At 35.4% G+C, this 14,413-nt stretch carries 9 protein-coding genes; 4 read left to right on the top strand and 5 right to left on the bottom strand.

Annotated elements, in window-relative coordinates:
• A partial coding sequence (locus K350_RS30345; protein ID WP_037577263.1) for an Ig-like domain-containing protein occupies positions 1-1,472 on the top strand: 1,472 nt, incomplete at its 5' end.
• A gap of 189 nt (positions 1,473-1,661) precedes the next feature.
• On the opposite strand, the gene K350_RS0125025 is transcribed toward K350_RS30345, so the two are convergent.
• From K350_RS0125025 to K350_RS0125010, 4 genes are read right to left on the bottom strand one after another with little or no spacing between them, the layout of a single operon-like run.
• A complete protein-coding gene (locus tag K350_RS0125025; protein WP_037577260.1) occupies positions 1,662-2,393 on the bottom strand; it encodes a glycosyltransferase family 2 protein in 732 nt (243 codons plus the stop codon).
• A gap of 8 nt (positions 2,394-2,401) precedes the next feature.
• The gene (locus tag K350_RS0125020; protein WP_028982253.1) at positions 2,402-3,967 is read right to left on the bottom strand and encodes a hypothetical protein; all 1,566 of its coding nucleotides are present in this window, start codon (positions 3,965-3,967) and stop codon (positions 2,402-2,404) included.
• 3 nt (positions 3,968-3,970) lie between these two features.
• Positions 3,971-5,029: a PorP/SprF family type IX secretion system membrane protein gene (locus K350_RS0125015; protein ID WP_028982252.1), complete on the bottom strand. Its 1,059-nt coding sequence runs from the start codon at positions 5,027-5,029 to the stop codon at positions 3,971-3,973.
• A gap of 4 nt (positions 5,030-5,033) precedes the next feature.
• Positions 5,034-9,818 carry an Ig-like domain-containing protein gene (locus K350_RS0125010; RefSeq protein ID WP_028982251.1) on the bottom strand — a complete coding sequence of 1,595 codons (4,785 nt, stop codon included), beginning with the start codon at positions 9,816-9,818 and terminating at the stop codon, positions 5,034-5,036.
• Positions 9,819-10,713: 895 nt separating this feature from the next.
• On the opposite strand from K350_RS0125010, the gene K350_RS0125005 reads away from it, so the two are divergent.
• Genes K350_RS0125005 through K350_RS0124995 form a run of 3 tightly spaced genes read left to right on the top strand, consistent with a single transcriptional unit; the run spans position 10,714 to position 13,462 of the window.
• Positions 10,714-12,372 (top strand): sugar phosphate nucleotidyltransferase, encoded by a 1,659-nt coding sequence (locus tag K350_RS0125005; protein ID WP_028982250.1) that lies wholly within the window; start codon positions 10,714-10,716, stop codon positions 12,370-12,372.
• On the top strand, positions 12,369-12,731 hold the full coding sequence (locus tag K350_RS0125000; protein ID WP_028982249.1) for an HAD hydrolase family protein: 363 nt from the start codon (positions 12,369-12,371) through the stop codon (positions 12,729-12,731). The genes K350_RS0125005 and K350_RS0125000 overlap by 4 nt, the downstream gene beginning before the upstream one ends.
• Positions 12,728-13,462, top strand: coding sequence for a glycosyltransferase family 2 protein (locus K350_RS0124995; RefSeq protein ID WP_028982248.1), 735 nt, complete (start codon positions 12,728-12,730; stop codon positions 13,460-13,462). The genes K350_RS0125000 and K350_RS0124995 overlap by 4 nt, the downstream gene beginning before the upstream one ends.
• Here K350_RS0124995 and K350_RS0124990 read toward each other — a convergent pair.
• Entirely contained in the window at positions 13,459-14,400 is a 942-nt protein-coding gene (locus K350_RS0124990; RefSeq protein WP_028982247.1) for an alpha/beta fold hydrolase, read from the bottom strand. The two genes, K350_RS0124995 and K350_RS0124990, sit on opposite strands and share 4 nt — an antisense overlap.
• Positions 14,401-14,413 lie beyond the last annotated feature (13 nt).

Below are 14,413 nucleotides of genomic sequence, written 5' to 3'. Positions count from 1 at the left end.
CAGGTAATGTTGGTTCTTATGAGGTAACGTTAACTGCAACGGATAGCAAAGGTGGTACAGCTACTCAGCTTATTTCAATACTAGTAAATGCACCAGTTAATCATAATCCAGCGATTGTATCGGTTGCACCTCAGACAGTTACTATTCCTAACAGTCTTACAGTAGGAATTTCTGCAACAGATTCAGATGGAGATGCACTTATCTTATCTGCTAGTAATCTGCCGTCATTCGCTGTATTTACAGATAATGGAAATGGAACAGGAAGCATAGTTGTGAATCCGGTTTCAAATACTGAAGGTTTATACAATGTGACAATTACGGCAAATGATGGGAAAGGCGGCGTTGTTACAGAAGTAGTTACAATCCTGGTAAATGCTCCTGTCGTCCCTGTTAATCACAATCCCGTTATAACTCCAATAGGTGATAAGACAGTAGTTGCTCCAAATACACTTATAGTTAACATATCATCAACTGACCAGGATGGAGATGCAATCACATTATCGGTAGCTGGGTTGCCTTCATTTGCAACATTTACAGATAATTTAAATGGAAGTGGAAGTATAACTTTAACGCCAGCAGCTATTAATGCAGGAACATATACTTTCACTGTTACAGCGACAGATTCTAAAGGCGGTTCAGCAACTCAGCCAGTTTCAGTTACAGTAACAGCTCCAGTAGTTGCGGATCAGGTTCTTTACAGAGTAAATGCAGGAGGAGGAGTTATTTCAGATCCTGTATTAAGTTGGGTTGCAGATAGAAATACAACTCCATGTGCATATTTAGATTTGGCTGCTAATAATACCAATTTGGTTGCAACTGTAACTTATTCCGGAATCAATACTACAGATGCACCTTTAGCTTTATTTGGAACTTACAGATACAGCACTACATTGCCTCTTCAGTTTAATTTCCCGGTTGCAAATGGAAACTATAAAGTGAAGTTATACTTTAAGGCCAATGCTGCCAGCCTGAACAGCAGAAAAGCATCCATTGCTTTGGAAAATGTGGTAGTTGCTTCAAACATGGATTATTATGGAGAAGCCGGAGGAGATTTCCCTTTCCAGAAAACATTTGTTGTTCATGTAAGTGATGGTGTTCTTGATTTAGATTTGATCAGAGTTAGCAGTAACCCATTGATTAACGGAATTGAGATTTCATCGACAAGTGAAAATCCTCCAGTTAGATTTGCTCAATATGCATCATCATCTGAAATAAGCAATAGTCTTAATGTAAGTCTTTCTCCGAACCCTGCATCTGATATTCTAAATGTGGAGTTTAATGAGGAGATTGATGAGCCTGTTAAGATTTCATTGATCGATGAGATGGGGAAAGTTGCTTTTGAAGTTCCGGCAGAAACATATTTAATGGGATCAGTTCGATTAGATCTTTCTAACTTGACTCCAGGAATGTATCTCGTGAATGTAACAACTGAAGATGGAAAAAATAAAGTATTGAAGGTTATCAAAAAATAGATTCAGTTTTAAATCTGAATAGTGCAAAGCCCGGAAGTATAAACTTCCGGGCTTTTTGTTTTATTGTAATTTAAGATAATCCAATAGCTTTTACTGATCATTATTTAGTGTTTCTATGAAGAATTGGGAGTGGGAGAGAGAAGGGTACAAAAAAAGCCTGAATTGGATTCAGGCTTTCTATAATTTATATTAATTAATATTCAGTTTTCTCTTTAGTTCTCTGATATACTTAAAAGTCCTGATGGAGACTTTGATTCTCGTTTTTAAACTACCACCACCTTTGGCTTCTCCGAATTTTCTTGTCTTAAATACAACAGGAATTTCATATATGGTTCCATACCTGGTGGCAAAATACTGAGCATAAAGATCAAGAGAGAAGTCATAAGGAGCTTTATCCTTTAGATAGGTTGTATAGAAGTCTTTGCTGAATACTTTTGGTTGTGCTCCTATATCAACAAGCTTCACCCCTAGTTCTGCTGAGGCTATCAATTGCATCATATAAGTAAAAAATGCAGGCCCCCAGGCTCTGTTCTTTCTTTTACCTTTTACGAATGCTTTGGAATCATTGATTTGTTTAAATTTTTCATATGCTATAATTACATCAATAGGATCGGTTTGAAGGTCAGCATGTGTCCATGCTAGCACATTTCCTTTTGCAGCATTTAATCCTGATAGTATCCCCAATCCATATCCCTTATTAACATCAACTTTGACAGATCTGATCCTGGGATCATTGACTTTATTGAACTCTTCTATCAAGACTTCAGATGAATTATCTGTAGAACCATTATTTACTAATATAACTTCTATATTATGTCTGTCTTTTAAGGCTTCCTTGAATAGCTTAATAATGTGAGGAATGTTTTTTCCCTCATTGTAGCAAGGAAGTATAATTGAAAGATCTATTTCAGGTAAACTCATGAACTATATTAATTTTTCTGGTAAACTTCAATAAATGAATCGCCTTCTTTTCTTGGAGAAGGGAAGGTGTCAATCAATTTATATTTAATACGAAGTATATCTCTTGTTTTTTCAGGATAAAAATTGTCAAGCGATGGTACTTCCTCAAATAAAATAAGATCAAATTCATTATTTAAAATTCGTTGATTCACTTCATTGACTTGTTTGTCAAACATACCTATGTTTAGATGGTACCATAGGGGAAGATTTGTCACCGGTGTATATTTTAGCTCATAGGATAATGGAGTAAGTTCAGACATGTTAAGGACCTTTAAGTCTCGTCCTTTTTTTCCGAAATCCATTTTTAGAATTTTATGAAGGCCTTCAACAGTCTTTTCAGGCATAGAAACCTTTCCAAAGGATTTTAATCCCGTAAGTACCCAAGGACCACTATCTACTTTTTTCTCGTCTTTTACTCCAACAACATTTCCTTCAGATATTTTTAACATTCTTCCCGCATATTTCCAAAACATTGCTGACCACCACAGGAATACGAACAGAATGAATATCGGTAGTACAGTGGCTTTTTCGAATGCTATATTCAGATTAATATTTGTGAGAAAAAATGCAAATGCAAATGCATGAAAGTAAGTAGTTGTATCTGACGGTAGTCTGCTTGTAACTTTAGTAATTAATGTCTCTGCGATTATACCAATTATAATAAGGGTAAAGAATACAGCCTTTTTATCCTTCAGAAAAGCAGATACATCTTTAAGTTTATAAAGAATGATTATTATAAAAATAACAATATAGAATTTCTCCCAATTGGATTCACCAAGTAGTGAATTTAGAAAGTTTATGGCTTTTAATCTTGACTGATGAGGAGGTTGACCATAGTTGAACCAATATCCGAATCCGTATTTGAGAAAGGGTTTTATTACAATAAATCCTGTCAGAAAGGTTGTACCAACATAGATAAAGATTGGTACAATTTTCCTTTCGTAGAAAAGATCTAGAATAATTAATGCAAGGCAAAAGAAGAAAGCCAACCCGCCGTAGTCCTGCTTGGTAAAGAATGAAAGGAATGTAAAGATGGATGCGAAAACCAGGTAACCAATTCTGAATTTACTTTTTTCCTGAAAGATATAATGAAGTATAAATTGGATAGCAAATAATTCGAATACAAAAGCCGTATTGTTATACCATGGCCAGAAAAATATAAATGTATAAGAGAAGCAGAAAACCAGCGTGGAAAAGAGAATTACCGCAGGTTTAACGCCAAGTGTTTTTAATATAGTTCTAAATGACAGAAGTGAAAGGACATTGATTAAAAATTGTGCTTTCAACAAAGATGACAGAAACGGGCCAAAGATTTTAAAAAAGATAGTTGGGAATATAAAGAAGCCAAAACCTAAAGGCATTCCGAAGTCTTTAAATGGGACCTGTCCCAAATAAAGCCTATATGAGCCTTCCCAAGTTAGATATAAATTATCTCTGAATGGCAGCGTGAAAAATAATGGAAATATTGAAAAAGCTATGATAAAGAAAAATTCAATGAAGAAAAGTTGTCTTTCTGTAAATCTGGACTCTAACATTGTTTATATCTTGGGAATATTGAAAATTCTTTTTTTGGGTTTGAATGGTGTAACTATTAATGAAAGTTCATACGCCCCTGTTCCTCTATAGTTTCTGGTAAGCGAAGAGGAATTAAGATCATAGCTTAATCCCATCGAATAATAGTTATTACCAAAACTTACTGTAAATATAAAAGAATCCTTTATTCTATACCACATTCCGAACCTAATCTCGTTGGGGACAAGTGGTTTCGAAGCAGGTTTGTAATAAAATTTTTCGTCAAGAAGGTAATAATGAAGACTTAATCCTAAATTAATTTGTCTGAAGCGTTCTTGTAATTGAATAATTGTATTAGGAAGGATATAAACCCTGTCTTTTAATTTAGTTTCCAGACCTGCATTGATTTTATAAAGGACAGGCAGTCTTTCGTCCGAGGCTTCATATAGTCCTGATTTAGGTCTGTTAAAGTGATAAACTGACATCCCGGCAAAGGAGCTGAAGTAGGCACCTCTTCGTCCATAATTTCTTAACGGATTAAAATAATACATTATGCCTCCAGTCAGATCTGGTCTCATACTTGTATGGTTTCTAAGGTTAACATCTAAGTGGGCGTTGGGATCAATTCCTTCCGGACTATATTGGCTCCCCCACTGCAGCTGGTCATAATTAACGCTTTTTTGAATAAATCCTATCTGTGCTCCGAAAAGTACATGATGCAATGATGCGAGTGGAAGGTCGTACGATCCATTGACACTAGCTCCAACCGTTTTTAGAATTCCGTCTCCGGTTTTATCATTATTGACAGTCAGACCAATCGCTCCATATGGACTTCGTGTTTTACCAGGTCTGAAAAATGGATTTATGATGGATACTTGACTTGTAGAATAAGGAGTTCCAATATTTTTCCATTGAACTCTGTGATTCATGGAAACGGAAAATCCAGTATATGTAGCAGAAAGAGCAGGATTGAGATATAATGCTGCAGGATAAAATTGGGAAAATTGAGCATCCTGAGCTTTACTGATTCTGGTGAATAATACTGTCGCAATAAATAATATGCTTATGCTTAATTTAAATTTCATTATTCTACCTGATTAATGTAATAGTACCAGACTTTTCAACTTTGTTTCCATTATCTTCTTTTCCTTTCAAGACATAGGTATATGTGTCCATTGGGGCGTTATCTCCATCCCAACCAATATTTTTGGCCTCGGCCAAATTAGTTGTGGAGTAAAGAACTTGTCCCCATCTGCTATATATGGTAAAGCTAAAGTCTTCCGGTGCCAATTTTCCGTAAACCTTTATGACTTTATTTTCAGGATTGGTTTCATAAGGACTTAATGCATTTGGCACCCAATAGGATTCCCGTGCCTGCAAAGCGGTATCTTTCACCAGGACTTGCACCTCCTGGGATATTTCGCAACCATTTATATCGGTAAGAATTAGTACAGCTTTATAAAGTCCACCCTGAATAAAATTATGAGCCAGGAATTTTTCTTCTGATGTTGTTCCATCACTTAAAGACCATTCGAAAGCCTTTACTTGTAAAGGATTGAGATCTGATGTATTCAGAAAGTATACAGAGTCCAGGGTTGTGGTTTGTATAGTAATTCCACTGCCTGATTTAAAAGTATCTTTTCCAGATTGGATATCAAATGTCACTACTGGAGTTTCAATAACAGATATCGAAATGCTTGAGTTGCTTTCTCCTCCCTTATTATCATAGGCCGTAGCTGTAATAGTATTTGATCCTGGATCAAGATTTCTCACAGTTATTGTATATGGTGCTGATAAATCTGTGCCAATCACCTGATCATTAACAGAAAATTCAACTTTAGTAACAATACCATCTTCATCAGTTGAAGCTGCTGCCAGCTGTATATCAGAACAGTAGGAGTAAGTAGTGTTTGAGCCAGGTGAAGTGATGGTGATTACAGGTAATTTATTCGGATTGTTAATATTGATCACAACTTTATTAGAAGTGTCCCTTTTTCCAGTACCTTCTAAAACCACTGCATAAACTTCAAAATTACCTGAAGTCGAATTGCTCCAAGTATATTGATATTCGGGAGCAGGGCTTTCACCGATTTTAATATTATTTGCATAGAACTCAATTTTTACAACAGCATTATCCGGATCAGTCACATTTGCAGAAAAGTCAATGGCAGAGCCAAATTCATAAGTACTGTTTATCTCAGGTGAAATCAGAGATACAGTAACTGGTCTCTTGCCTACTGAAATTAGTATAGGAACAGATGCAACTTTGGCTCCATTATTGTCTGTTGCAAATGCTACAATCTCATAATCTCCAATTAGAGCATCGGCCCATGTAAATGAGAAGTCAGGATATGAGCGTGTTGTTGTGAGGACTCCGTTAATATAATATTCTACATTTTTTATTGAACCATCAGGATCATTAGCATTTACATTTAAAACGATTGGTTCAGAAAAGTTGAATGTTGTCCCACTGACAGGTGTAGTTATAGAAATAGAAGGAAGTTTATTACTTACTGTAATCTGAATAGTTTCAGAGTCTTCTTTGCTTAAGTTATCAGTTGCTTTAACTGTTATGTTATATGTGCCAGAGGGAAGTTTATTTAATGCAAGATTATATGGAGCAGTGGTAGCAGATCCTATAAGAGCATCATTAAGGAAAAACTCCACTTTACTGATATTTCCATCGGTATCTGCTATAGTCGTATTGATTAATACCTGATCATCTGAATCAAATGCTTGATTATTTGCAGGAGAGATGATTGTAACTACAGGAGGAGCATTGTAAATAGTTATGGTTATCGGAGCAGATGTATTAGTTTCATTGTCGTTATCTGTAGCTTTTGCTGTAATTACATAAACTCCTTCAGTTAAATTTGTCCAATTGAAAGTATATGGTAAAGACGTGCTTTCTCCAATCTTTGAACTACCATTGAATAATTCTACTAAAACAACATTTCCATCTACGTCAGTTGCATTAACTTCAAAATTAATGTCTCCTGGAGTTAATGTTTGGTTATCTACAGGATTTATAATCGTAACTTCAGGAGGAATATTGGTCGTAACATTGACTATAATCTTAATAGCCGCAGATACGTTTTGTTTTCCAAGATTGTCATAAGCAACAGCTGAAATGCTGTAAGTGCCATTCTGAACATTTTCCCATATATATGAATAAGGACCGTTTAGATCTTCTCCTAGTATAGTTGTTCCATTATAAAAAACAACCTTACTGATCGAGCCGTCAATGTCTAAAGCCTCTGCAGTGATTTCAATATCCGCATCCGTTTCATATACAGATAAGTTGGCTGGTGAAGTGATCTTTACAGTCGGAAGGTTGTTTACTACTGTAATATTAATAGTCTTCGTTGAAATAGCTCCTGCATTGTCTGTAGCCCTTGCTGTTATAGTATAGCTCCCTTCAGGAACATTATTCCAATTAATACTATATGGAACTGTATTGTCAGAGCCAAGCAGGTTGGTGTTGTTATAGAAAAACTCAACTTTAGTAACAATTCCATCTTCATCGGTAGCAGTGGCTTCCAAGGTTATATTTGGTCCTGGAGAAAACTTTGCATTGTTTAGAGGTGCAATTATATTTACAACAGGAGGAGTATTGGTAATTGAAAATTGAATTGGAAGTGATGTCGCTGTAGCACCTATATTATCAGTAGCTTTTGCAGTAATGGTGTAAGTTCCTAAAGGAATATTTTTCCAGATAAAAGAAAATGACGCAGTTGTTGATTCTCCTATTTTTGTAAGGCCATTAAAGTATTCGACTTTAGTAATAGTGCCATCTGCATCCATGGCATTAACCTTAAATTCCACATCTGAAGCAAAAGGAAAAGAACTATTATTAGTAGGAGCAACGATGCTAATGGTTGGTAAAGTATTTGTAACAGTGACTGTGATAGCAGCTTTGGAAATACCTCCATTATTGTCTGTAGCTTTAACAATGATTTTATAAGTCCCGGTAGTTAGGGGAGTCCAGGATACCTGATATGGACTTGCAATTGACGATCCTATCAGTATTGTGTCTTTATTATTTATTGTATAGTAAAATTCAACTTTAGTGACTGATCCATCGCTATCTGTTGCATTTGCTTCGATATTAATTGCTTTACCAGCGGCTGTGCTACTATTATTTAATGGTTTGGTTATAGTTATCGCAGGCAATGCATTTTTAACTACAATTGTAATTGTAGAAGAAGCAGTACTGCCTCCATTGTCTGTTGCTATTACTTTGATTGTATATGTACCTTCCATTGAGGCCGACCAGTCAATACTATAAGGGGAAGTTAGGTCTTCACCTAGTTTCGTTGTGCCATTATAGAATTCTACTTTGGATACTAAACCGTCCGGATCACTTGCATCTGCTTTTATTGATATTATAGAACCAGGTGCAAAAACAGCGTTATTCAATGGCTGCGTGATTTTCACGATAGGAGGGATGTTCCCGAATTCAAAAGCGCCTATGTCAAATGCAACACCTGAAGGTCTGGGAGCAAGATCAAAATCTTTAGTAATGCCAAATGAAGTCAAGTCTTTCCCTTTGTCAATTGCAGGGGAGATAGATTGCAGATGGATGTTATACGGAGCTGTAGCACTTATAAATTTTACATCTTCAATATTGTTAGTGAGATAATTATTGGATTCTTCGAATAAGACGACCTCACCAGCCCTCTTTAGCAGATTTCTACCAGCACCAACCTTTGCAATGATGTTATTGTACACCCTTTTTGGTCCGCCTCCTGGTCCGAAAAAATTAAAACCGTCTAATCCGGCATTAATTATTGTGTTGTTAAAGAAATTATAATAACCAACCCTTACCACAGCAGGGCCATCCCAGCACACAAAGCCATACTCCTGAGGGTTGATCACTACATTGTTAAAGATATCCTGATTACCCATAGCGTGGTTTTGGATACCATTGCCGGTACCATTTTCTATCCAGTTGTTATAGGCTTTTCCGGTGGTTCCTTCTCCAAGTAGAAGCCCTTCATTCTGCGATTCTTCATTTCGCAGACCATAATTTCTTATAATATTATTATAAACCTCACAGTCCTGATCCGTATTTTTGATCTGAATACCGTCAAATCCAGTATTCTCAGTGATATTGTTATAAACTCTTGCGCCAACGATTGAATGGGAATGTACTAAAATGGTGCATGAAGTGGAGGGATCGTTTTCACAAGGACAGGTCATAGATTTTTCCTTGTACCATCCATATCCCATATAGATACCTTCGCCTCCAGTATTGTGTATATAATTATCATGGATGATGGGGTTGTACATAGTCCATACACCTCTTTCTGCAGATCCATCACATAATGGATTTGTTTTTGCTCCAATGCCCGCAAATCCTGCAGTATCGGATGTAGGGTTCATACTTGCACCGGCTACTTCAATATAAGCAATTTCAAAATTCGTGGTGAAGTCTTTTGCATCCAGAAAAAAATTGTTTTTGTTTCTTGCTGTAACTTTAAAGCCATATTTAACAGATGGATCGCCGTTGCCAAGGAATTTAAAGTGCTTTGAGTTACGAAAAATAACACCGTATTCCCTTGTATCTATTACTGTTTGTCCTCCACAGTTTTTGATGATGATGGGCTGACTTTCAGTGCCTGCAAAATTTGATATGATAATCCCCTTGGAATATTGGATATTCTTAAAGCAGAATACATTTCCAGGTTTTATTTTTATATCAATTGCATTAATTGTCCAGGCGTTGGTTAGTGTAATTTCTACACCTCCTTTGCTTAGTACTTTACCGTTGGCTTGTAAAGTGAAATCACATCCGCAATCCTGAGCAGATAAGGAATCAAATATGCTTAGCAGAGTGCATATTAATAATATTAATGAAGCTTGAAATTTCATATTTTAAAAGTGCTATAGAAATAGGAGGATCAAACAATTGGAGCTAATTATAAACACTTCCTCTATAAAGGGTTTATATTTTTATATTTTTTATTCAATTAATTACATTGACTTAAAGATATTACTTTTGTTTTATCTTTTCAATAACAGGCTTATACGAGAATTACATTACATGTGTGAGGTTTCTGTGAAAAGTCAAATTTAATTAATTGATATTTATAAATCTGCAATTGTAATGATAAAGGATAGGTTCAAGAGTGTTACGAATTAAAAGACTGTAAATTAAAATTTTATATTTTAAAAGTTGGTAGTGTGAAAAGTAAAATTCAAAGTTAAACCATGTGTTGATGGTTAGGTAGAATCTTTTATTTGGTATATATTAATATTTAAGATCTTGGAATATTTTTTTGTTTAGTTAGTATTATTTTTTGAGAAGAGAATAGTTTAATAGCGAAACCTTTTCAACTCGATATTTTAAATATTAGAGAGTAAAAAGATGTCGGCCGTCTTTTTATTATCAATAGTTGCCTTTTAATATATCTGCATTTATATCTTACCAGTTTTAAAAAAAGAATTTAAAGTGTAAGATTTAAGCAACACTGGTTGTAACCTTTGCATATTCGGTGTTTAAAAATGCATCTCTAAAAAAATAATAAAATGAGAACTGTTTTTCATGCTTTAAAAATTGAGCTATCAGGTTAATATTTATTATGAAATTATACAGTTTTTCTACTTTTTATTTTATATTTTTACAATAAGGTATAAAGCTGGAAGCTCCCCTTACCAGCTTTATTTAGAGGTATTATTCAACCGGATTAAAGATAATGCTTCGGGACTAACTAAATCTTTTTTAGCTGTTAAATCGTTAAGACCTAGGGGATAATAAGAGTTTAATATGCAACAGAATAAAACTATCATTTTGTGTGGCGGATCTATTGATTTTTTAAATCTTCCCATCAATACAAATCAGTCACATGCAATGATACCTGTTAATGGCAAGCCCGTCATTGGCTGGATTCTCGATGATCTTCTTTCTGAAGGAATAAATGAAGTAATTATAACAAGGAAGGCAACGGATTTTCAACTTTGTGATTTTTTAATCAACTCTTATAGGAAGAGAATGAAAATTACACAAGTACCGCTTCTTTTCAATGGCAATATATTGGATTCCCTTCGCGCAGGATTAGATTTGGCGGCTACAGACGGAGAGGTAAAAGTTATCCTTGGCGATACCTTGATTTATGATTCCTATAAAGAAAAAGGGGATTATGTATATGTTCACGAAGTAAAAGAGTCTCATCGATGGTGTCTTGCAAGTATTGATAAAGAAGGAAAAATAATTGATTACATAGATAAAAAAGAGGATGTACCTGCACCTAATTTTGCATTGTGCGGATATTATAACTTTCAGAGCGGCCAATATTTGAGAAAGGTACTAGTTAAAGCGCTTTCCGATGGGAAAAAGCAACTTAGTGATGTCTTGAGATTGTATGGCGAAAAGCATAGTCTTCAGGCTATTAAAGCTAAGCATTGGTATGACTTTGGCAATATTGATAATTTGGTTTCCTCAAGACAAAGACTTCTGCAGGGGCGTTTTTTTAATTCACTGACTATTGATGGTGTATTGAATACTATTACCAAAAACAGCACTTACAACGAAAAGCTAAGAGATGAACTGAACTGGTATTTTCAGATTCCGGACGAGTTAAAGGTACTTACGCCTCGCATTATCAATCACAGTCATACAGATGAAACCATTAAGATTGTTCAGGAATACTATGGATATTCGACTTTGTCAGAGTTATTTCTGTATGCAGATATTCATATAGAAACCTGGAGATCTATTCTTAATAAATTGTTTAGTATACATGGTAAATTCAGAGAGTACAAAGGCGAGTTGAATAGATCTGATGTAAGTAAAATTTACAAAGGCAAAACCCTTGAAAGACTGGATACCCAGAAGGCGCTTAATAGTTACTGGAATAATCTTTTGTCGAAGGAATTTATTGTCTGGAATGGAAAGAAATTAATAAATGCATTTGAATTGATCGCAACATTGTCAGATGCAATTGAGGAATTGATCGATCATGCGAATATTACTGTAATTCATGGAGACTATTGCTTCTCTAACATTCTTTTTGATATTAATACACAGATTACAAGACTGATTGATCCGAGAGGAAGCTTTGGGAAGAAAGGAATTTTCGGAGATTCAAGATATGATATAGCAAAGTTAAGACACAGTATTTGCGGCCTATATGATTATATCGTATCTGATCTGTTCACAGTACAGGAAGTTAGTGAAGGTGTTTTTGAAACTGCGATTCTTGCTTCCGAAACATCTTTGAGACTAGAAAATATTTTTGATAAATTAATAGTAGAAAACGGATATAAACTGGAAGATATAAAACTCATAGAAGGACTTCTGTTTATCTCCATGCTTCCTCTTCATAAAGACAAACCTGAACGTCAGAAACTGATGTATTTAAGAGGGCTTGCTTTACTGAATGAAGTAGCCACCTTAAAAAAAGAAACTAAAATATCTGCTTTATGAGAATAGTGATAGATCTTGACGGAACTATTTGTCCGATCAAGGAAAAGGGAGAATCTTATGCTGACCTTAAGCCATTTGATGGGGCTAAAGAGAGAATTAAGGAATTGAAAGATGCCGGCCATTATATTATTATCAATACCGCAAGAAATATGGCAACCTGCGAAAGCAATGTAGGTAAGGTAATGAAAAACGTTGGTAAAATAACTCTTGATTGGTTAGAGGAGCATGGAATTGTTTATGATGAAATATTTTTCGGAAAGCCTAATGGCCATGTATACATTGACGATAGAGCTTTAAGGTTTTCAGGTTGGGATACCGTAACACAGCCTTTAATCAACGAAATTGCTAAGGAAAGATGAAAGTAATTTTACCAATGGCAGGTCGTGGTTCCCGCTTCAATGGCAGCGGGTACAATGTGCCAAAACCTTTTATCCCTGTTGAAGGTAAACCTATGTTTGCCTGGGCTATGCAAAGCATTGAAGGAATTGATTGTTCTGAATTGATTGTTATTGCTTTGAGGGAACATGAGGAAATTTATAAACTTACTGAGTTGATCTCTGAATTTGCTCCTGCTAAAACTAGTTTAGTTCTGATTAATGATGTAACCGAAGGACAGCTGTGCACAGTGCTTGCAGCAAGGGATTTAATCAATAATGATGAAGATATTCTTATCATCAGTTCTGATACCATCGTTATTTCAGAAATTGGAAAAGAAATTGGACGCAAGAGAGAAGGGTGTAAGGGGATTATCTCTGTTGCGGATATGCCTGGTGACAGATGGAGTTTTGCCAGATTAAACAAAGATGGTTTTGTTGATTTGGTTGCAGAAAAAGAAAGAATATCTGATCATGCAAGTACAGGAATCTACTATTTTTCCAGTGGAAAGGAATTTGTAGAGATGGCTGAAGAGATAGTCAACAATAAGGAAAAAACAAAAGGAGAGTATTATGTAATTCCCCTTTATCAAAAGCTGATCAACAATGGTTATAAAGTAATGATTTCTGAAGCTTCTGAAATGTGGGACTTAGGAACGCCTGAATCTTTAAATACTTTTTTAAAAACCAAAGGCGACAGGGCAGGTGGAGGTTAGTCCTTCAGAAATCCTGCTATTGCTGCATTTACAACATCAGGCTTTTCATAATTGGATATATGTCCGGCCTGATCTACTTCCTGAAAGTTTATTGAAGGAAGTATTTTTTTGTATTTTTCGCTTGCTGCTATTGGAACTACAGGGTCTTGTTTTCCCCAAATCAATAGTACTTTTTTATTTCTTTCCGCAAGTCTTTCAATAGCTGGAGTAAGATCTTCAGCTAGAATATTTGACCAAGCTGACCTGGTGTCGGCTTTTACACCTTTATATTCTGAAAGGTATTTTAAATGAGATTCATATTCAGCCAGCTTTTTTCCATCAAAAAACTCACCCATTTGCTTTTTTACACATCTCGGATACCAATATACACTAACAAGAAAATTTCCTAATACAGGATTGTCTATGTACCATCTTTTTTTACCAGGATTTACAGCGATTGGAGATATCAGGACAAGCTTTTCTGTTTTTTCCGGATACTTATCGGCAAACCCTGTCGCTATACTTCCCCCCATAGAAACCCCAATGATTTCAAAAGGTCCGGATAGCTTCAGAGAATCTGTTAATTCGTTGATCTGAGATACGAATAAATCAAGCGTCTGAGCTTCATTTACCCTGTCAGAGTACCCTCTTCCATACATATCAAATTTTAACACTCTGAAGCCCGAGTCAATAAGGGCCTTATAATTTTTCTCCCACACATAATCACCTATAACACTTCCGCCATGAAGAAGGATTATTGTTTTAGCTGTATCCGGGCCTTCCAGGTTGTATCTCGTTATTCCTTTAGATAATCTGATGAACTTACCTCCAACTCCTTTTCTCGCAGATGCATCCATTGTTTTTGTTTCCTGACTAAGAGCATAATAACTATAAACCCCTGTCAAGGAAATAATGGCTGTAAGAAAACTGAATATCAGAAATAATTTTATTTTTTTCATTTAAGAAAAAGGA

Origin of the sequence: Sporocytophaga myxococcoides DSM 11118 (genome assembly GCF_000426725.1) — a bacterium.
GTDB lineage: Bacteria > Bacteroidota > Bacteroidia > Cytophagales > Cytophagaceae > Sporocytophaga > Sporocytophaga myxococcoides.
Note: the sequence above shows the minus strand (reverse complement) of the source record. Positions and strands in the feature narration are given on the sequence as shown.